The sequence below is a fragment of the Thalassospira indica genome, from assembly GCF_003403095.1.
Taxonomy (GTDB): domain Bacteria; phylum Pseudomonadota; class Alphaproteobacteria; order Rhodospirillales; family Thalassospiraceae; genus Thalassospira; species Thalassospira indica.
In genome coordinates this window covers 18,447-38,557 of the sequence record NZ_CP031555.1, presented here as the reverse complement: position 1 = coordinate 38,557, position 20,111 = coordinate 18,447, and the positions used below count along the sequence as shown (strand labels likewise).

Below are 20,111 nucleotides of genomic sequence, written 5' to 3'. Positions count from 1 at the left end.
TAGCTTGAAGCGAATATGCAAAAGCCAAAGGTGACGTAAGTTTCATCTTTGGCTTTGCTTTTGGCATGTGATGCCCTCATCGGCTTTTTCTGCCAGACGCCAGATTCTCGATCAGGGTCGTTTGCCGATCCAGACACCGTCGAAGGTCAAAGTGATTAAGGATCGTCTTGCGGGCCCGTTCACGCAAGGGTGTCAGGTCGTCACGATGGGTAAGGCAGAACGCCATCTTCATCGCCAGCGCATCACTGTCCCAGAAGTCGGTCAGAAATCCGTTCTGCCGATCGCGGATCATGTCATGGCACGGCCCGGTGTCCGAGGCGATGACAGGTGCCCCGCACGCCATGGCTTCCAGCACCGACCACGACAAGACAAACGGATATGTAAGGTAAACATGCAACGAACTGATCTGGTACATCCGGATCAATTGGTCATGGGGGATCTGGCCCAGAAAGTGGATGCGTGACGGATCGATCTGCGTTTCTGCCATCATCACATCACGCCAAGTCCGCCCATCCTTGCGCGCCTGTCCGTAACTGACGCCATCGCCCCCGGCGATCACGAACTGGGCATCCGGATTTTGCTGGGCCAGTTTGGCGGCCGCACGTATAAAGGTCGGAAATCCGCGATAGGGTTCAAGATCGCGCGCGACATAGGTAATCACCTGATCACGCGCGGTAAGGACCCGCCCATCGGGCAAGGTCAGGCTGGCGTTTGGATTTGGCTGACAGCGGTGGGTATCAATCCCGTCATGGCAAACGCCGATCTTGTGGTGATAGGCCGCCGGAAATGCTGATTTCTGCCATTTGGTCGGGCTGATGGCGGCATCAAGCTGATCAAGTGTCGTCAGTTGGGCTGCATTGCGCACGCGAAGCTGCGCACGTTTCGCCAGCGTGATTTCGTCATCCGGATCAAAACCAACGTCGCGCCCGGTGGCGTGATAATAATGTTCGCAATAACCGATCAGGGGTGTTTTGGGCAAAACGTCGCGGGCGAACATCATGCTGCCCCAACCAATATGGCCGTAAACAATGTCCGGTGCGCCTTCTTCGCGCACAAGGCTTTCAAGGGTTCTGGCGGCCTTAAGTCCCACATCCTGATGATATTGCGCAAACGGTATGGCAGGCGGTGGAGCTGTGACAGGCTGGCGGAGTGTCCGGATGCCGGGCAGGCGCACATTCATTGCTTCGCACAGGAAGGAAACCTGCCATCCGGCATCGGCCAGATGGCAGGCAAGATGTACAAACTGTCCCGGTCCATGACGATGAACGAGGACAATTTTCATCGTCTGTTTCGTGCCTCCTGCACGGCGACGGACCCATTAATGGGAACACCCCCGTACCTGAGCGTCTGTGTCCAGAATTCTTCCAGTCTGCGCAACGTACGCAGCGCTGTTTCCATCTCCTGCTGGTCTTCAAGATTGTTGGTCAGGGCGTCGTGATATTCTTCGTGGAATTCATGCAATGCCTGACAGAGTTCATGGCCCTTTTTGGTCAATTTCAAACGGGCAGAACGCCTGTCCCGTGCCATGACCTGACGTTCGACATAGCCCGATTCCGCGAGCTGTTTAAGATTATAAGACGCGTTTGAACCCATATAATGTCCACGATCAAGAAGATCGCGCACCGAGAGTTCATCTTCGCCAATGGTAAAAAGCAGCGCCACTTGCGCCGGGCTGATGTCATCCTTTCCGAGTCGAATGAGATCTACCCGTAACAAATCCGCAAACCGCCGATAGATCCGCTCGACGGTATTTGCCAGTTCAAGATGAGTGACGGTCATGAGTTTCGATCCGTTATCTGGTCCCAAGCGAGAGTTGATGCCAAGGCGCGATTGCCCTGACACAAATTTCGTATTGGGGAAGATAACAAGACGTTGTTCTTGAACAATTTTTCCGAACGCCTCTTTCTTCCCGCAGGTTTGCTCGTTGTCCGGAAGTAATTCGAAAGTGTTTTTATTTTTGAATTACTTCCATTGTTAATGTTTTTACATTGTCTAATCATCAACATGAGATCGACATATTTAATTTTATTGTAGATCATCCTGTCATCGCAACTATGTGATTAGATTGCGGAAAAACTATGACTTTTGCTTAATTGGATGATTTTCGATGCAATTTCGCCGCAAAAAGCTGGCAAAACCGGTGGATTCGCCTGTGAGTTCGCCCGCGAACTCGAAGGAAGCCCGGCCCGAACTTGATGCAAGATCGGTCATTCGCGAGGCCCGCTTTACGTTCGTGCGCGGGCTTGGATGGGCCGGTGTCATGAGCGGCTTCATCAATATCCTTCAACTTACCGTGCCGCTGTTCATGCTTCAGGTGCATGACCGCGTGATCAACAGTCAAAGCACCGATACCCTGCTTTTGCTTCTGGTGATCGCGGTCGGTGCGATCATTTTGTATGGCATCCTTGATTTCGTGCGCGCGCTTGTCTTTCAGGAAATGGCAAAGTCGCTTTTGCGCCGGTTGAACCTGCCGGCAATTTCGGCGGCGATGCGTGTGGCGCTTGAAAAAGGATCGCTGCACGGAACCCAGGTCCTGCGCGACCTTTCTGATCTGCGCAACTTCATCACCGGCACTACCATCGCCGCCCCGCTTGAGGCGATCTGGTCGCCGATTTTTCTTTTCGTGATGTTTGCCCTGCATCCCTATTACGGGATTGCCGGGCTGGTGGCGGTTCTGACCCTGATCGGGCTAAGCCTGCTCGGTGATGTGATGGTCCGTCAGGTCACCAAGGAAGGAACAGACGCCAATCTGCGCAATATCGGCGATATCGGATCGACGGTTTCAAACGCCGAAGTGATCGAGGCAATGGGCATGATGCCAGCCCTCGCCCTGCGCTGGCGTCAGGCACAAATCCACGCCAGCGAATTGCTTGATGTCGGTAACGTGCGCAGCAAGGGCATGTATTCCATCACCCGCTCTGCCCGGTTCGGCATGCAAATCATTGTGCTGGCCATGGGGGCCTACCTTGTCATTCAGGGCGAAACCACGCCCGGTGCCATGATCGGCGGGACCGTGATCATGGGGCGGCTGTTGTTGCCGTTTGATAATGTCACCCGCGACTGGCGGGCATGGGTCGGGGCGTTTTCATCGTGGAAACGCATTCGATTGATGCTCGAAGAAAGCCAGTCCGAACGCGAAATCAAACCAACCCCGCGTTCCGAAGGCCCGCTGGTTGTCGATAATCTGGTCTATGCCGTGCCGGGATCGAATGTGCCGGTGCTGCGCGGGATCAGTTTCGAACTGTCGCCGGGCGATATATTGGGTGTGGTCGGGCCGTCTGCGGCCGGGAAATCAACCCTTTCAAGATTGCTGGTTGGCACGGCAAAGCCTGCGACAGGCGGTGTCTATCTTGACGGCCACAATGCCTATCTGTGGGAGCGCGGATCATTTGGCGACATGGTCGGCTATTTGCCGCAATCGGTATCGCTTCTGAACGGCACCATCCGCGACAATATCAGCCGCATGCGCGACGCAAGCCCGCGCAAGGTGATCGAGGCTGCCCGTGCAGCCGGCGTGCATGAAATGATCGGTCGATTGCCGCTGGGCTATGACACGCCGATTGGTGCCGGCCGACATACCCTGTCTGGCGGGCAGCAACAGCGCATTGCTTTGGCGCGCGCGCTTTATGGCTGGCCGCGTCTGCTGGTGCTTGATGAACCCAATGCCAATCTTGATGCCGAGGGCGAAGCATCCCTTATCCGTGCTGTGCGCCAGGCTGCGGATTCCGGTGCAATGGTGGTGCTGATCGCGCACCGTCAAAGCATCATGCAATATGCCAACAAGCTTTTGGTGATGCAGGACGGGCGGGTCAAACAGTTCGGCGAACGAACAGACGTGATTCGCAATCTGTCCAATGAAAGCGACGACATCAAAAGTCTGCCCCCGGTAAAGCGTAAACATGAAAACGGAGGTGCGGCATGACCCGTGTCATTAATCTTGAAGGCGGTGGCGCGGCACTCCCGGCCGAAGAACCGCAAGTCGCCTGGCACCAGATCCTCTCGGAAGAACGCGAAGCATCGCGCCAAAGCCTGCGCAAGCCGATCCTGGCCGGATTGTTCGTTATTGTTTTGGGCTTTGGCGGGTTTCTGACCTGGGGCTTTACCGCCGAACTCGATAGCGCGGCTGTTGCGACCGGCTCGGTGATTGTCGATTCCAAAAAGAAAGTCGTTAATCACTATGAGGGCGGCATCCTCAAACAGCTTCTGGTCGAGGAAGGCGAAAAAGTCACCGCGGGCCAGACCCTTGCCCTTCTTGATGGCACACGCAGCGAGTCGGAGCTCGGCCAGTTGCGCGGTGAACGGTTTGGTCTGATGGCCAAGCTTGCCCGGTTGCGCGCCGAACAGCGCGGCCAGGAAAACATCACCTTCCCACAGGAACTTCTCGCCAGTGACGAGGCCTATGTCGCCGATATCCTCAGTGATGAAAAACGCCTGTTTGCCAAGCGCAAGGAAGTCTATGCCGCCAAACGCGATGCCCAGGCCAAACAGATCGAACAGTTCGAGGCCGAAGCCGAAGCACTGGTCTCACAGATCAAAGCCCGCACACGTCAGGAAAAGCTCGTCGCCGAACAGCTTGCCGGGATTCGCCAACTGGCCGAAAAGGGCTTCGCCACCCGCACCCAACTGGTCGAGATTGAAAATAACTGGTCGGATCTGGTGGGCGATATGGGCGAATTCAAAGCCCAGCGTGCCGCCGCCCAACAGCAAAAGGCCGAAGCCGAGATCAATCTCGCCTCGATTGAAATGGAATGGCAAAGCGATATCGCAACGGAAATTCAGGAAGCCCAGCTTGCCTTGAACGACGTCACCCAACGTATCCGCGCAAGTCAGGACGTGCTTGATCGCCTCGAAGTGCGTGCACCCCAGGCCGGAACGGTTGCCAACATCCAGATCAGAACCCCCGGCGGTGTGATCAGTCCGGCTGAACCGATCATGGATATCATCCCCGAAGATGAACCACTGGTGATCGAAGCACGGATCAACCGACAGGATATCGACTCGGTCCAGGTCGGATCAAAGGCGCAAATTCGCCTGACCGCCTATAGTCAGCGTCGACTGGCCCCCCTGAATGGCGAGGTAAGCTATGTTGCCGCTGACCAAACCGTCGATGAACAGCGCGATGCGTCTTACTACATCGTGCGGGCGGCGATTGATCCGGCCGAACTGGCAAAACATGATGACATCAATCTGCGTCCGGGCATGCCAGCCAACATTCTGGTTTTGAAAACCCCGCGCAAGGCCATCGATTACCTGATCGATCCCATCACCCAAAGCATGGAAAAGGCCTTCCGCGAAGAGTAATCCTCCCCCGCGAAATGTGGGTCGAACTCGGGGCCTTTCCCGGTTTTTCGCCGGGTTGGCCCTTTTCTTTTCAAGTATAGATCGAATTTTGAATCAAATAATAAATAAAGTAGAACTAGTATTTTCATAGTAAATACAATGAATATCAAACTAAGTCATAATGTTGACAAAATAAAAACACGACAATACCCTCCAATAACAAAGTAAAAAAATATAGGATTTCTGAGTGGTCGTTTCCACGGGGCTCAGAATGTCCAGAGGGAACGGCCATCCTCTCGTGAGGGAAATATCCCCACGATGTCATTAATGTTGGGACACGAAGGAGGATTACATGGCAACTCTCGAAGGCGGCGCCTTTGATGATGCGCTTCTCGGATCTCGTTTCAGTGACGTCATCTTTGGACGTGGCGGAGACGATACAATCTTCGGACAAGGTGACGACGACGTGCTGTTCGGCGAAGAAGGCGATGATGTCTTGTTCGGCGGATCAGGCGACGACGTTGCCGTTGGTGGCGAAGGTGATGATCTTCTGTTCGGTGGATCGGGTGACGATGCATTGATCGGAGGTGCCGGCAGCGACCTGCTCTCAGGTGGCTCTGGCGAAGACGTTCTGTCAGGTGGATCGGGTGACGATATCATGCTTGGCGGATCGGGTGACGACGTTCTCGACGGCGGTTCTGGCGATGATGTCATGACCGGCGGCGGTGGCGACGACATCATGCTCGGCGGTGCCGGTGATGATGTCATGCTTGGCGGTTCTGGAAACGATGTTCTCCAGGGCGGCGAGGGCAATGACGTTCTCTTGGGCGGCTCCGGGGATGATGTCCTCGAAGGCGGCGCTGGGGACGATGTTCTGTCCGGTGGTTCCGGTGCAGACACCTTTGTCTTCTCGGGCGGCGGCGGCAACGATGTCGTGCTCGATTTCCAGGCTGGCGAGGACATGCTTTCCATTAGCAGCAATATCAACGACACCGGCATCGAAAGTGCCGATGACGTCGCTGCGCGTGCAACGCAAGTCGGTGCCAACACCGTCATTGACCTTGGCAATGGGGATTCCATCACCCTCAACAATGTCGATGCCGAAGATGTACAGGACGATCCGGACAGCTTCTTTAGCGTCCAGTAATCCGTTGGCGGCGTCCGCAGCTTCGGCTGCGGGCGACCCGTCCTGAACTTCAAGTGAGTGAAAGATTGTCATGCTTGAATTTGCCTCGTCCGATGCAGTGCGGACGACCGGCGAAGCGCCCGGTGTTTGCCTGCTCAACCCTGATACGTTGTTGTTAAGTTGGGATACACCCACCCGTTTGTGGGAAGTTCCCCGGCTTGAAACCATTGATGGTGCTGCGATTTCGCCGCAGGCCACATTGCGTTTGCCACTTGACGGGGGCGGGACCCGGTTGCTGCGCGTCATCCGCCGTCCCAAGGATGAACCGATCACAATTCTGGCCGAGGCCGGAACGCTGGGCCGCAAGGACGAGATCACAATCGACCCCGATGGCGATTTTGAATTTGCCACTGCATCAACGCTTTTGAACGGTGTGACGCCTGCCGGGCGGCTGTCATTGGTCTCGACCCTTTTGGGGATGTGGGCCAGCCTGTTTCGCCTGCGACTGTCCAAAAGCTACAACAGTTTCCTTCTTCAACTGGTGGCCGAGATTGTCGACCGGCCCAAACCGGCCAAGGCGGTCGCAAAGCTTTCCGGTGAGAAGATCCTGCTGGCTACGGCATTGCCCGATGCCTTTCACGATATCGAAGCCGTCTTCATCGTCGCCCCCTCGGGGTTCAAGCGTTTGACGCAGCTTCCCCATATCAGCAAGACCGGGCCGCGCGGCCAGAAACTGGTTTATATGATTGCCGACCAGCCAAGTACGGCATCCGGGGCCTATATGGTCGTGACGGGCGTGCGCACCCTGGCCATTCGCCATTTGCCCGATGCCTCAACGCTGCCGTCGCTGGCGCGCTGGTGGCAAGGCAAGGGCAAATCAGATGCCGATTTGCGCGAATACATCATCGGGTCGCTGGCCCGCGCCGATATGAAATCCAGCAAGGCCGCCATTGAATTCCAGCTCCGCTGCCCGCTTTCAAGCCAGCGCGTATCGGGCGGCGGGTCGCTTCCCAGTGGCGAAGTCGACCTTGCGGTCACGACCGCGCGTGGCACCTTGATTGGCGGCTGGTATCGCGATCCTGTCGATATGATTGCCAGCATCGATCTTCTCGATAGCAACGGCATCGCTCATCCATTTGGCGACGGATTCTATCGCTATCAGGGCAACGTACAGGATGACGGTCAGACGGTTCCGGCAACCGGTTTTGTCGGCTTTTATCAGGATATCCAAAGCCCTGTGCCAATCCTTCAGCCCCGAAGCCTGATGCGCCTGAAATCAGGCAACCGCCATCTGATGGTTCCACCCGCCCAGCCGATTGACCCGGCCGAGGCACGTGCCCGCATCCTGCGCGCCGTCCCGCCGCAACACCTGACGTCAGAAATTATTGAAAACTGCCTGGCACCGGTGATTGGCGATCTGCAGCAAAAACTGATGGCATCAGCCAAGGTCGACCGGGTGATTGATATTGGCACCCCGCACGAAGACCCGGATGTGTCGATCATTGTGCCGCTTTATCGCGTTCTGGGCTTCCTGCGCGCGCAAGTTGGCGCCTTTGCCTGTGATGACTGGGTCGCGAAATATTGCGAACTGGTCTTTGTACTCGACTCCCCCGAACAGGCCGAAGAATGCGAACATCTGTTGCGCGGTCTGCATGTTCTTTATGGCATTCCGATGCGTCTGGTCGTGATGGCACGCAATGGCGGCTATGCCCGGGCGTGCAATGCCGGTGCAGAACAGGCGCACGGCCATTATCTGGCGATGCTTAATTCCGATGTCATTCCCCATACGCCCGGCTGGGCACAGGGTTTGGCCTCAAAACTGGGCGGTGCTGACGAGGTCGCGCTGGTTGGCCCGAAACTTCTGTTTGAAGATGGCTCCATCCAGCATGCCGGGATGTATTTTGCCCGCAATGAAAGCGGCAATTGGCTGAATTACCACTATCACAAAGGCATGCCCGATCAGTTCCGGGATGCCAATATTGAACGCTCGGTCCCCGGTGTGACGGGTGCCTGCATGATGATCCATCGCGATGCCTTTGAGGCGGTCGGCGGCTTTACCGAGGACTATGTCATTGGCGATTACGAAGACAGCGACCTGTGCCTGAAAATTCGCAAGGCCGATTTCGACATCAAATACATCCCCGATGTCAGCCTCTATCATTTTGAGCGCAAATCCATCTCGACCCATGCCGATTACATGCGCGGGGTGGCTGCCCAATATAACGCCTGGCTGCATGCCGCGCGCTGGGCGGATGCGCTTGAAGACATTCACACCAACGGTGTGCCGCAATCCCGATCCCACAAAACCACCGACGGAGAAGCGGCATGAGCCAGGTTCTTGCACTGTCCGAACACCCATCCCCGCTGACATCCGATATGGTCGATAGCCATCTTGCATGGTTGTGCCAACAGATCATCTCCAACCGTTTCCTGCCGATCCCGCCCGAAGAAGACGTCTTTGTCGGCGATGGCGACTACCGCGTCATCGGGGCGGAATTCCTCGATCATTTTGTGCGCATGGCCGGGCTTAAAACCACCGAGGATGTTCTTGATATCGGCTGTGGCATTGGCCGGATTGCCGTGCCACTCACCCAGTTTCTCGACCCCAAACAGTCGATCTATCGCGGCATGGATCCGGTACGCGGCGGCATTGACTGGTGCAAACGCGCCATCACGCCCGCCTATCCGAATTTCCGGTTCGAGTGTTCGGACATCAAGAACCAACTCTACAACCCCGAAGGCGAAATCAGCGGGCGCGGCATGCGACTGCCCTTTCAGGACGGAACATTCGATTTCACTGCAATGATCTCGGTGGCAACCCACCTGCCGCCAGACGAAATCGAAACCTATTGTTCCGAGGTGTTTCGTGTGCTGCGCCCGGGCGGTCGGCTGTTTTTGACGGCCTTTGTCATTCGCGAAGATGACGACCCGTCAAATCCCGACCGCGATGCCCGCCTCAAGGGGTTCGAGCGGGCCGAAGGCCAGCCTTGCTGGCATCTGCGCGGTGAAAACCCGATGGCCGCTGTCGGCATCGATGATGCGTTTCTTGAGGCTGCCCTGACCGATGCCGGGTTCGATATCCACACCAAAAGCTTTGGCACCTGGCGCGGCAAAACCGCCGCCCATTACCAGGATTTCCTGATTGCTCAGAAACCACGGAGGACCGCATGAACCCCCGGATAATGGTGCTTGCCCACAATCACCCCGATCTGCATCCGGGTGGGACTGAAATTTTCGCCCATGATCTGTTTCATGCCTATAAGCGTGCGGGATGCGATGCACTTTTCATCGGGGCGACCAATGATGTCCATCGCGAACGCCGTCCGGGGACAAGCTTTCAGGCGATCAATGATGCCGGCGATGAAATGCTGTTCTGGGCCGGGCATTTTGACCGTTTCAACATGTGCCAGACCGATCTTTATGCCGTCGCCCCGGATTTCGCCCGCCTTTTGAAAAGTTGGGCACCCGATGTGGTGCATATTCATCATCTTGTTCTGTGGGGCATCGAACTGCCGATGCTGATCCGTCGTGTTCTGCCGAACTGCAGGATCGTGATGACCCTGCATGACTATTATCAGATCTGCCCAAATGACGGCCTGATGATCCATCGCGGGACCAAAACCCGCTATACCAAGGCCGATGCCATCGGGCGTTTGTCCGGGCTTGATGGTTTTACACCGGATCAACATGCGATGCGCGCGGTCAATCTGCGCAACCATCTGCGCGCGGTGGATCATTTCATCTCGCCCAGCGAGTTCCTTCGCGATCGCTATATCGAATGGGGCATCAATCCGGACAGGATTTCCGTCATCCACAATGGCCGACCGACCGTTGCACCCGTACCCAAACGCGACATCGGCACTGCCGGAATGCCCAATGTCTTTGGCTATTTCGGCAATCTCAACCCGTGGAAGGGCGCGGATGTCCTGCTTGAAGCCGGTCGGATCCTGGCTGCGGATATGGTTGATTTCAATCTGCGCATTCATGGCGTGGCACTTTATCAGACCGATCAATTCACCAGTCGCATTGCCGATCTGGTCGCACAAAGCGGCCCGCAGGTTCACCATATCGGTGCCTATCAACGCGAAGATATTCCCGATCTGATGGCACGGGTCGACTGGGTCGTTGTGCCGTCGATCTGGTGGGAAAATGCGCCTCTGGTCATTCAGGAAGCCTTCCAGCATGGCCGTCCCGTGATCACCAGTTCCATCGGCGGCATGGCCGAGATGGTCCGCCATGGCCATGACGGCATTCATGTCCGCCCCGATGACCCGGCCGAACTGGCGCGCGTCATGAAAGACTGCGCAACCAATCCGAAACTCTGGAAAAAACTGTCGGGCCATGTCCGGCCCCCGCCCGGGATTGACGATGTTGCCGAGCAATATCTGGCGATGATTCGCCGCATGGTTCGCCCTGATTTTGTTGCCGCCTGAGTTTTAACAAGGAGGCCACTATGGCTGTTGCCGAAAAACAGACACTGGAAGAAACCCCGACGCCGACCCCAGCGGCTGTGCAGGATGCCGAACAACCGGCGCCGACGCTGGAAGGGCGGGTGGATGCCATTGATCAGAACCGCCTCTATGGCTGGGTCTGGTCGCCGCAAAGCCCCGACGCCCGGATCGAGGTGGTCGTGCGCCTGAACGGTCATGCCCTGCTGCGCGTGACGGCCGAAAATGAACGTGTCGATCTGCGCCGCAACGGTATCGGCGATGGCAAGCACGCGTTCGAGGTCGAATTGCCCGATGCCGCGGTTGCCAGTGTCGAAAGCCTTTCGGTCTGTGCCGTCCTGCCTGGTACGAAGGATGAAATCACGCTGCGCATCCCGTCGCAAAGCGAACAGGAAGCACACACGGCTCTCAACGCGCCGCTTGGCAAAATCCTTGATCGGTTGGACCGGCTGTTGGCCGCCCAGCACATCTTGCAAAACGGCCAGCGCGAAGCCGCCAAACGTCTGGTCAGCGCGTCAAAGCGCATGGATGAACTGGCGTCCGCCGATGATGGCATCGAAGCCGGCGTGAAACTGGTGCGTACCGGTCAGGAAGAACTCTCAAGCCGGGTGGAAGAACTCGAAGTCTTTCTGGTGCGCTTTGACAAATCGCTGGGCGGGTTTGACGAACGGCTTTCAGTCCTGACCGCCCGCCACACCAATGATCTCAAAACCCCGTTGCTGATCCTGGCCTGCCTGATTGGTGTGACCACCGGGTTGGCAATCGGCGCCTTTGTCTGGTGATCGCCATGGCGTGGCAATCATCCCCTTCGAAACACATCGATAACAACAAGGAGGCCCGGACATGACAGAGCAGCATGGAATGCCACTGGATGGCAGAACCGTCGTCGCCGCCTTGGTCGACGAGGGTCTGGCTTTGATGGTCGGGGTGGGGAACGCACTGCCGGCAACGATTGATATCTACCTCAACAGCCAGTCTGACGCCAAAGTACAGGCATCCATCATTTCATGGCGCCGCCACGATGCGGAACCCGACAACGCCTATGGCTTTGTCGCCCTCTTGCCGATGAAGGATGTCTCCGCCCGCCGTTTGAAAACCGCTCTGTTTCGCGGGGCTGGCAAACCGCGTGAATACCGCATCGATAACCGGCAGCAACGCATTGAAGCGGTTCTTTCTTCTGTCGCGGATCAATCCGGCCCGGCCTTTGCCACCGTGATTGATGGCTTGATCGAAGCCCTGCTGGCCGGTGATCCGGATAAAAAACGCCTCAGCAAGGTGGCCGCATTGGTGCAAAGTGCCGCGCGTAGCAATGGCTTTATCGAAGTGCTGGGCGGGCTCGAAGAAGGTGATGTTTATATTCAGGGATGGTCAAGCGGCTTCCCCACTGGGCGCACCCGCGTCATTGCCATGGCGGATGCTCCGGTCTTGGCGGAACTGACCAGTGCCGATTTTCAGCGTGATGATCTGGGCGACGAGGCATCCGGTGTAACCGGCCTGATGCTGGGCGATAAGCCGATCAGTCCGAAAAAACTCAAACGGGTTTACTTTCGCGGACGCGATACCTGGCACTCGATCGAGGTGTATCAGCATCGCGTTCTGGTCGCACCGCCCGATGTCCCGGCCCATATCCGCTCGGTTCTGGATCGCGTACGCGCGCCGGAAAAAATCCTGCATACCCTTAAAATGGCCGCACATCGTTTTGATGGCCGCGACACGGTATCCGAACTGGATCGCCCGGTCCGCATCGGCATTGATTTCTCCCTTCTGATCGAAGGAAGCGGCGTTTTGATTTCCGGTTGGATGCTTGATCCCGACCGGGCCGTCAAGGATGTGTCCCTGCGTGTCGGCGGTGAAGTCGTGCGGATCGATGATCACTGGACGCGCCAGTCACGCGCCGATGTCACCGATGCCTTTGCCAATGATCCGATGTTTTCGGGCATGAACCCGGCCCGGAATAATCACGGTTTTCTGGTGTTTTGTCCGTTGGAGGCAACCCCGCCATCCGATCAGGCAACCTATCTTGAACTCGGCATTTCTGATGCCTTTCCGGCCTATTACCCGCTGAACCCGACGCGTGCGTCGGCCCGTCAGGCCCTTTCACGGGTTTTGCCCTCGCTTGATCCGCGCTCGGTCACGGCCTCAAACAGTATCGAACGTCAATTCGGCCCGATGTTGCAGGCCATGACCGCACAGCGCCCCTATGCGGTGGATATCCATGATATCGGCGACTTTGACGAAGACGCGCCGGTGACCCTTGTGGTCGGGGTGGATGACACGATCAATGATATCGGCGTCACCATTGCTCTGTTGGGACTTGATAGCGCGACCCGCCATCTGCCGATTGTCATTGCCGGCCCGGTCGAAAGCTTTGATCAGGTTGGCAGCGAAATCTTGCGTCTTGCCGCCTTCTATAAGCTCAACACCCGGATCGTTTTCGCCGAAGGCGTCGAAGACTATTGTGATGCGCTTGAAGTCGGTGTGGATGCCACCAATTCTGAAACCGTCGGGCTGGTGTCGGCACATATCCTGCCACGCGATGATGGCTGGTTTGATCAGTTGCTTGCCGCCTATACCAAACGCGGCAACAAAACCCTCGTCTCGCCGACCATCCTGTTTGAAGACGATTCTGTCCGCTGGGCCGGAACATGGATCAAGGCCGATGCCAATGGCGGGCAATATCTGTCGGATCGCTATGTCGGCTACCCTTGCGCGGTTCTTGCCGATGCCCAACCCAGCGAAGTCAGTGCCGGCACGTTTGAATGCTGCATTCTGCCGCGCAAAGCTTTTAAGGACAGCGACGGTTTTACCCGCGGCTATATCGGGCCCGGGGAAAAAAGCCTCGACCTTGCACTCAAGCTGCGCATGGCGGGCACACCATCCTACTGGATCCCCGATGTCGAAGTACTGGGCAGCGAACAATCCATAAGCAAAGCCCCTGCCTGGGAGGAACTTTCCAATCGTCTTGACCGCTGGGCGTTTGATCGCCGCTGGTCTTTGGTCGTTTCAAACTTGCGGAGCCACAACCATGCCGTCGACTGATTTACGCGTCCTCGTTATTTCGCATGGCCATCCCAGCATCTCGCTGGGCGGGGCCGAAGTGGCCTCCTACAACCTGCATAAAGGGTTGAACAAACTCGATGGGGTCGAAAGCTTTTATCTGGCGCGGGTTGGCAATCCCGTCCCGCGTCACGGGGCCTCGGCGCTGATGAGTTTGCGTCAAAAGGACAATGAAATCCTCTATCACGCGGAAAACTACGATCATTTCCTGCTCTCAAACGGCAGCACCGATGAAATTGATCGCGATTTCCTGCGCTTTGTGAAGGATTACGAACCCGATGTCGTGCATTTCCATCACTATCTCGGGCTTGGTCTGGAAACCATCTATGCCATTCGCGAAGCCCTGCCCGAAACCGCGATTTTCTTCACCTTTCACGAGTTTTTGACAATCTGCCACAATCACGGGCAGATGATCAAAAGCGGCGGAACCAAGCTCTGCAACCAGGCAAGTCCCATTGATTGCAATGGCTGTTTCCCCAACATCTCACCGGCCTCATTCCTTCGGCGTGAACGTTTCATCAAGGCGATGTTGGAGCTGGCCGATCACTATGTCTCGCCCAGTGAATTTTTGGCTAACCGCTTCATTGACTGGGGCATGAAGGCCGAAAAGATGTCGGTGATCGAAAATGGTCTCGACATCGATCAACGGGCCAAGGATCGCCCGCTTTCCAAAACCCAGCCGCGCCGGTCGCGTTTTGCCTTCTTCGGGCAGCTCACGATGTTCAAGGGCGCTGACATCCTTCTCGATGCCGTCGGGCGTGTGCCTGATGAAATCTGGGGCGATGATGCGCGCCTGATGATCTTTGGCGGCAACCTTGATCGCCAACCCAGGGAATATCAGGACAAGGTCCACGACCTGATCGAAAAGGCCGGCGAACGCGTCCGCTTTTACGGGGCCTATCAAAACACCGAAATGCCCAAGCTGATGGAACTTGCCGACTGGACGATCATTCCATCGATCTGGTGGGAAAACTCACCTGTGGTCATTCAGGAAGCCTTCTTCCACGGGCGTCCGATGATCTGTTCCAACATTGGCGGCATGGCCGAAAAAATCACCGATGGGGTGAATGGTCTGCATTTCCGGGTCGGAAGTGCCGAAGACCTTGCCGATCGGATGGTTGAAGTTCTTAGCGACAACAAGATCTGGGATCGCATGCGCGAGGGAATACCAAGCGTGACGACCTATCAGGAATGCGCCGAGCAACATCTCGCGCAGTATCGGGAGGTTCTGGAAGCGCGCCGTATGTCTGCAAAGGCTGCGCGCCCGCAAACCGTGGCAAGCACGGCATGAATTCAGAACAAAAACGTGATCAACCAAGGAGAGACAACATGGCGCGCGTACTCGTAATGATCCCGTCCGGCGAAGTCTACGACCACGACTGCGTCCGATGGTACAACTATCAGGATGTTCAAAAGAGCATCAATCACTACCACAATATCGGCGACGCCTTCGTCTTCGATTCATCGCTCAAACTGATGAATTATGACAAGCTCGGAGTCTTGCCAATTGCCGATCCCAAGATGGAAGACATCGACCGTCTGCGCGAGGAATATGACTATGTCTTCCTGCGCGGGTCGAACTACATCCATTCCGATATGGACTGGCGCAATACCATCGACGTTCTCAAACGCCTGAAGCTGCCTGTTCTGGGCTTTGGCATCGGTGCGCAGGCCCCGGTCAAAGGCAAGATCGAACTGTCCGAACAGACCAAAACCGTTCTGCGGATGATGGCTGATTCCACCACCTCGATCGGTGTGCGCGGGGCCTATACGGCACAGGTTCTTTGGGATCTTGGCATCACCAATGTCCGCATTGTCGGCTGCCCGACCGCGTTCCGGCAAAATAATCCCGACATGCGCATCAAGCTGCCATCGCTTGATAGCGTGAAAAATGTCGGCATTACGCTGCGCCGTGAAGTGTCCCCGGCCTATGCCCAGGACATCAAACGTTATCTCACCTTCCATCGTGATCTGGTCAAACATCTCGCCGACCGTTTCGATGACATGACCCTGATGGCCCAGGGCGAACCCGAAGAGAAAAAGCTCGTCTTTGGCAGCAACGCCCAGCGCGAAGAAGCCATGCAGGCGCTCAAAAACAACGACTGGGTCAAGAACTGGTATCTCGATGACACGATGGAACGCCTCTATCGCGAGAAGCTGTTCTATTCCGATGTCGTATCCGATTACGAAGATCTGGTGCGGACCAAGGATTGCGTGCTGGGCTATCGCCTGCACGGCAATCTGATGGCGCTGTCGAACGGTGTTCCGTCGATTTACTTCACTTATGACAGCCGCACGGTCGAATTCGCCGAAACCTATCAGATCCCGTCCTATGACGTGTTCTCGGAAAAGGAATTCGTGCTTGAGGATTACTGGAATCAGGATCTGTTCGACAAGTTCAACCGCGCCTGGTTCCAGACCTATCGCGAAATGGCGCAGTTCCTGACCGAAAACAACATTGATCACAAAATGGTCGATGTCATGAAAGCTGATACGCAGCCTCAGCGAAAGGTCGCGTGATCCCACCCGGTATGGCCGTTCTGGCGACCCGGATCGGGATCGCCGGGCGGCCGTGCCTTCCAAAGCAGCCTGAACCAAAACAGGCAACATCAACAAGGAGACACGGCAATGACTGTACTTGTAACAGGTGGCGCAGGGTATATCGGCAGTCACGCGGCACTGGCACTTCTCGATGGCGGGCGCGATGTCGTCGTGCTGGACAATCTAAGTCAGGGGCATCGCTGGGCAGTCCCAACCGGGGCGGCCTTCGTTGAAGGTGATTGTGGCGACGAAGATCTGGTGCGTCGCGTCATCGCCGAACATGATGTGACGGCCATCATGCATTTTGCCGGGTCGATCATTGTACCGGACTCGGTCATCTATCCGCTGGAATATTACCGCAACAACACGGTCAATTCGCGTGCGCTCTTGCAAGTTGCCGTGGATAGCGGCGTAAAGCATTTCATCTTTTCCTCGACCGCGGGGGTGTATGGCGAACCAAAGGCCACTCCGATTAACGAGGACTTCGCCCTTAAGCCGATCTCGCCCTATGGCACATCAAAAATGATGACCGAAAAGATGTTGGCCGATGCCGCCATCGCCCATGACTTGCGCTATGTCGCGCTGCGTTACTTCAATGTTGCCGGTGCTGATCCCAAGGGCCGCTCCGGCCAGACATCGCGCAAGGCAACCCACCTGATCAAGATAGCAAGCCAGGCGGCAACCGGTACGCGTCCGCAAATGGCCATTTACGGTGAAGATTACGAAACCCCCGATGGCACCTGCATTCGCGATTACATCCATGTATCCGACCTCGCCAATGCCCATGTTCTCGCCCTTGAATATCTTGAACGCGGCGGCGAAAGCGACGTGATGAATTGCGGTTATGGGCGCGGGTTCTCGGTGCGCGAAGTGATCGGTGCGGTCAAAAAGGTGTCTGGCGTTGATTTCGAAGTCGAACTTGCCGACCGTCGCCCCGGTGATCCGGCAGCCCTGATTGCCGCGGCCGATCGTATTCGCCAAAAACTCGGCTGGACCCCGGTTCATGATGACCTCGAAGACATCGTGCGCCACGCCCTTGATTGGGAACAAAGCCTTAAATCCCGCGAGGTCAGTGCGGCTTAACCACACCTCGCAAGACCTGCACTTCCAAACACGAGCAACGGTTCGACACAACGTCAAAAATGACACGAACCAAACACGCAGGAGCATAAAATGGCACCCGAACTCCCCACCGGGGGGCGCAAGCCCCGTATTGGCGTATTGATGCCCGCTGGCCGTCTTGAGGGCAATCTTGGTGTTGTCACCCACACCTATAATGCGCCGGAAAAGGCAAAGACGTTATTCACCAATATCGGTGACTGCTTTGTCTATGATTCCTCGCTGCGCATTCTCGATTATTCCGAACTTTTTCCGATCTATGTGCCCTCAGACGGCAATATTTCGGAAACCCAGATCGAACAGATCAACCGGCTGGATTACATCTTTCTGCGCGGATCGAACTATATCAACACCAATGGTCAATGGGATCCGATCACAGCGGTTCTTGAAAAAACCAAGGTCCCTGTGATTGCCTTTGGCATCGGTGTTCAGGTTCCCGACAATTCCGAAAACTACGTCAATGAGTCGACCCGGCGTTTCTTGAACCTGGTTGCAGATCGCTCGGCCTCCATTGGCGTGCGCGGTAATCTGTCGAAAAAGGCACTGAATTCGATCGGGATCAAAAATGTCCGCATCTTTGGCTGCCCGACGGCGTTCCGCCATTGCAAACCGGAACTGAAATTGCGCCGGGTTGATGCCGCATCGATCAAAAGGCTGGGCTTTACGCTTCGTCGCAAGACGCACGGTTTCCAGACCCAGCAACGCTTTATGCTGCGCACATTGGCCGAACGCTACGACACGGAAATCCTCTGTGCCGGCGAGCTTGAAGAAAAGCAGATCTATTACGCGCGTTCCAAACAGGTCGAAAATGACGCGGCTGTCATGGACGACGCGGTCAAAAAGCTGACCGCGGAAAAGTGGTTCTATGGTCCCAAAGATCCGTTGCTGGACCTTTATAAATCATCGCTTTCGGTGTTTGAAAGTGTCGCGGATTTTGAACGGGCCGAACAGAACCTTGATGCGGTGACCGGCTATCGCCTGCATGGCAATTTGCTGGCCTTGGCCAACGAAGTTCCGGCCCTTTATGTCACCTATGACACGCGCACCCGCGAATTTGTCAAAACACTTGGCATTCCGTTCGTGGATGGTCGCTACATGGACAAATTCTCGTTCGAGGAAGCTTGGGATAACGCCGATTTCGATCTGTTCGAGCAGACCTATCAGAAGCGTTTTGGCGATCTGAAAAACTTCCTTGAAGAAAACAGCATGGCACACCGTCTGGGCAGTACCCCGGCCCCATACGTCGCAGAGGCGGCGTGACCTTGCTGTCTGGTGCGTGGCGTAACCCCCAGTAACGCCACGCACCACACTTTCTCATTTGATTTCAAACCTGGCGGGTGAAACCTTGGGCACACTTCGTTTCTCAAAACGCATTACAGGTCTCTCGGCATTTCTGATCGGATTGTCGGTCGGGGGCATGTTTGGCTGGAACCCGGATTTGCGGGCCGCCGAGGTAACTGTTTCGGGCACCGAAACCGTCATCTTTGATAGCGACGTCACCGGATGTGACAACCATCATCTGCCCGATTCACCAGCACGTGCCTTTCGCAATAATCAGGGCCAAATGGTTCTGTTTGCCCCGAACTTTCAGAACCGGGCCTTTGTCGGTTATGGCTTTAACAGCCTGAAACCCGATTGCGACAGCCGCTTCAAGGCCGCGGGCAAAGCCGTACCCGAACTTCTTGATGATCGCACCTGGCTTCAGGCGATCTATACCCGCGACGGGCGCGATGTTTATGCGCTGGGCAGTGCCAGTTTCATGCCCTATCGCCATGACATGCCGTGCAAGGGCCGGACAAAACGCACCGATTGCTGGATCAATGGTCTGGTGACGCTGAAATCAAGTGATGGTGGCAAGACCTTTGACTATCTCGGCAACCCGCCCCGTCACGCACCGTTTCCGCCGCCTGAACCCTATCGCGATGATCGCAAACGCGCCCCAAGCTATGTGACGGTGACCAACATCATCTCCTGGCAGAACTACTATTACGCCATTGTCTGGCGTCGCGCCGATAACTGGGAAGAGTCGCGCAATTGTCTGGTGCGTGCCCCGATTGATGATCCCAAACGGTGGGATGTCTGGAACGGCTCAAGTTTCGAGTTGGCCGCAACCCTGACCGATCAGGGATGGTCGGCACGCGAAACCGAATGCGCGCGCGTCGGGCCGGTTGGTGTTTCCTCCATCCGCGGTCTGGTCCGCCACGAAGGATCAAACAGTTTCATCACGGTCTACCTTCATCGCATCCGCAAAAAGGGCGAGCCCGATATTGCCGGCTTTTTCTATTCGTCCTCGACGGATCTCAAAAGCTGGTCGGAACCCAAATTGCTCTATCGCCAACCCTTGCAACGTGACGCGGCAGAGGGCGAAACCTTCTCGGCCTATCCGTCGATCATCGACGAAGACAGCACAGACCGTCTTTTTGGCACGGTTGATGACGAAGCCAGCCTGGTTTTCGTCCGTCTTGTCCCGAAACCCTACAAGGATCGCTGGCGTGTGCCGCGCCAACTGATCCGTGTTCCGATCTCGATCAAGGAGTAAT

Annotated in this window: 15 protein-coding genes; 13 read left to right on the top strand and 2 right to left on the bottom strand. The window is 56.2% G+C overall.

Annotated elements, in window-relative coordinates; translation table 11 throughout:
• Positions 1-76: 76 nt before the first annotated feature.
• Positions 77-1,282, bottom strand: a complete 1,206-nt coding sequence (locus DY252_RS00155; RefSeq protein ID WP_064788092.1) for a glycosyltransferase — start codon at positions 1,280-1,282, stop codon at positions 77-79.
• The gene (locus DY252_RS00150) at positions 1,279-1,779 is read right to left on the bottom strand and encodes a MarR family winged helix-turn-helix transcriptional regulator (RefSeq protein WP_008888987.1); all 501 of its coding nucleotides are present in this window, start codon (positions 1,777-1,779) and stop codon (positions 1,279-1,281) included. The genes DY252_RS00155 and DY252_RS00150 overlap by 4 nt, the downstream gene beginning before the upstream one ends.
• 328 nt (positions 1,780-2,107) lie before the next feature.
• On the opposite strand from DY252_RS00150, the gene DY252_RS00145 reads away from it, so the two are divergent.
• The 13 genes from DY252_RS00145 (at position 2,108) to DY252_RS00085 (ending at position 20,110) form a co-directional block, all read left to right on the top strand.
• Positions 2,108-3,922, top strand: a complete 1,815-nt coding sequence (locus DY252_RS00145; protein ID WP_064788093.1) for a type I secretion system permease/ATPase — start codon at positions 2,108-2,110, stop codon at positions 3,920-3,922.
• The gene (locus DY252_RS00140) at positions 3,919-5,301 is read left to right on the top strand and encodes an HlyD family type I secretion periplasmic adaptor subunit (protein ID WP_008888989.1); all 1,383 of its coding nucleotides are present in this window, start codon (positions 3,919-3,921) and stop codon (positions 5,299-5,301) included. Before DY252_RS00145 ends, DY252_RS00140 begins: the two co-directional genes overlap by 4 nt.
• Before the next feature lie 331 nt (positions 5,302-5,632).
• Positions 5,633-6,427 (top strand): calcium-binding protein, encoded by a 795-nt coding sequence (locus tag DY252_RS00135; RefSeq protein WP_064788094.1) that lies wholly within the window; start codon positions 5,633-5,635, stop codon positions 6,425-6,427.
• A gap of 70 nt (positions 6,428-6,497) precedes the next feature.
• Positions 6,498-8,735, top strand: a complete 2,238-nt coding sequence (locus tag DY252_RS00130) for a glycosyltransferase family 2 protein (protein WP_064788095.1) — start codon at positions 6,498-6,500, stop codon at positions 8,733-8,735.
• The gene (locus DY252_RS00125; protein WP_064788096.1) at positions 8,732-9,577 is read left to right on the top strand and encodes a class I SAM-dependent methyltransferase; all 846 of its coding nucleotides are present in this window, start codon (positions 8,732-8,734) and stop codon (positions 9,575-9,577) included. Before DY252_RS00130 ends, DY252_RS00125 begins: the two co-directional genes overlap by 4 nt.
• Positions 9,574-10,839 carry a glycosyltransferase family 4 protein gene (locus DY252_RS00120; RefSeq protein ID WP_064788097.1) on the top strand — a complete coding sequence of 422 codons (1,266 nt, stop codon included), beginning with the start codon at positions 9,574-9,576 and terminating at the stop codon, positions 10,837-10,839. Before DY252_RS00125 ends, DY252_RS00120 begins: the two co-directional genes overlap by 4 nt.
• A 20-nt stretch (positions 10,840-10,859) precedes the next feature.
• Positions 10,860-11,636: a hypothetical protein gene (locus DY252_RS00115; protein WP_064788098.1), complete on the top strand. Its 777-nt coding sequence runs from the start codon at positions 10,860-10,862 to the stop codon at positions 11,634-11,636.
• 61 nt (positions 11,637-11,697) lie between these two features.
• Positions 11,698-13,893 (top strand): hypothetical protein, encoded by a 2,196-nt coding sequence (locus tag DY252_RS00110; RefSeq protein WP_064788099.1) that lies wholly within the window; start codon positions 11,698-11,700, stop codon positions 13,891-13,893.
• On the top strand, positions 13,880-15,202 hold the full coding sequence (locus DY252_RS00105; protein ID WP_064788100.1) for a glycosyltransferase family 4 protein: 1,323 nt from the start codon (positions 13,880-13,882) through the stop codon (positions 15,200-15,202). The genes DY252_RS00110 and DY252_RS00105 overlap by 14 nt, the downstream gene beginning before the upstream one ends.
• A gap of 38 nt (positions 15,203-15,240) precedes the next feature.
• Positions 15,241-16,431: a polysaccharide pyruvyl transferase family protein gene (locus DY252_RS00100; protein ID WP_008888997.1), complete on the top strand. Its 1,191-nt coding sequence runs from the start codon at positions 15,241-15,243 to the stop codon at positions 16,429-16,431.
• A 108-nt stretch (positions 16,432-16,539) separates the two neighbouring features.
• Positions 16,540-17,535: a UDP-glucose 4-epimerase GalE gene (galE, locus tag DY252_RS00095; protein WP_008888998.1), complete on the top strand. Its 996-nt coding sequence runs from the start codon at positions 16,540-16,542 to the stop codon at positions 17,533-17,535.
• Between the two features lie 90 nt (positions 17,536-17,625).
• The gene (locus tag DY252_RS00090) at positions 17,626-18,831 is read left to right on the top strand and encodes a polysaccharide pyruvyl transferase family protein (RefSeq protein ID WP_064788101.1); all 1,206 of its coding nucleotides are present in this window, start codon (positions 17,626-17,628) and stop codon (positions 18,829-18,831) included.
• An 85-nt stretch (positions 18,832-18,916) separates the two neighbouring features.
• Complete coding sequence (locus DY252_RS00085; protein ID WP_064788332.1) at positions 18,917-20,110, top strand: hypothetical protein; 1,194 nt, start codon at positions 18,917-18,919, stop codon at positions 20,108-20,110.
• The last annotated feature ends 1 nt before the right edge of the window (position 20,111 follow it).

Bases quoted from the DNA above. Each gene is read 5' to 3' on its own strand.
- DY252_RS00155 (WP_064788092.1), bottom strand. From the start codon at position 1,282: ATGAAAATTGTCCTCGTTCATCGTCATGGACCGGGACAGTTTGTACAT.
- DY252_RS00150 (WP_008888987.1), bottom strand. From the start codon at position 1,779: ATGACCGTCACTCATCTTGAACTGGCAAATACCGTCGAGCGGATCTAT.
- DY252_RS00145 (WP_064788093.1), top strand. From the start codon at position 2,108: ATGCAATTTCGCCGCAAAAAGCTGGCAAAACCGGTGGATTCGCCTGTG.
- DY252_RS00140 (WP_008888989.1), top strand. From the start codon at position 3,919: ATGACCCGTGTCATTAATCTTGAAGGCGGTGGCGCGGCACTCCCGGCC.
- DY252_RS00135 (WP_064788094.1), top strand. From the start codon at position 5,633: ATGGCAACTCTCGAAGGCGGCGCCTTTGATGATGCGCTTCTCGGATCT.
- DY252_RS00130 (WP_064788095.1), top strand. From the start codon at position 6,498: ATGCTTGAATTTGCCTCGTCCGATGCAGTGCGGACGACCGGCGAAGCG.
- DY252_RS00125 (WP_064788096.1), top strand. From the start codon at position 8,732: ATGAGCCAGGTTCTTGCACTGTCCGAACACCCATCCCCGCTGACATCC.
- DY252_RS00120 (WP_064788097.1), top strand. From the start codon at position 9,574: ATGAACCCCCGGATAATGGTGCTTGCCCACAATCACCCCGATCTGCAT.
- DY252_RS00115 (WP_064788098.1), top strand. From the start codon at position 10,860: ATGGCTGTTGCCGAAAAACAGACACTGGAAGAAACCCCGACGCCGACC.
- DY252_RS00110 (WP_064788099.1), top strand. From the start codon at position 11,698: ATGACAGAGCAGCATGGAATGCCACTGGATGGCAGAACCGTCGTCGCC.
- DY252_RS00105 (WP_064788100.1), top strand. From the start codon at position 13,880: ATGCCGTCGACTGATTTACGCGTCCTCGTTATTTCGCATGGCCATCCC.
- DY252_RS00100 (WP_008888997.1), top strand. From the start codon at position 15,241: ATGGCGCGCGTACTCGTAATGATCCCGTCCGGCGAAGTCTACGACCAC.
- galE (WP_008888998.1), top strand. From the start codon at position 16,540: ATGACTGTACTTGTAACAGGTGGCGCAGGGTATATCGGCAGTCACGCG.
- DY252_RS00090 (WP_064788101.1), top strand. From the start codon at position 17,626: ATGGCACCCGAACTCCCCACCGGGGGGCGCAAGCCCCGTATTGGCGTA.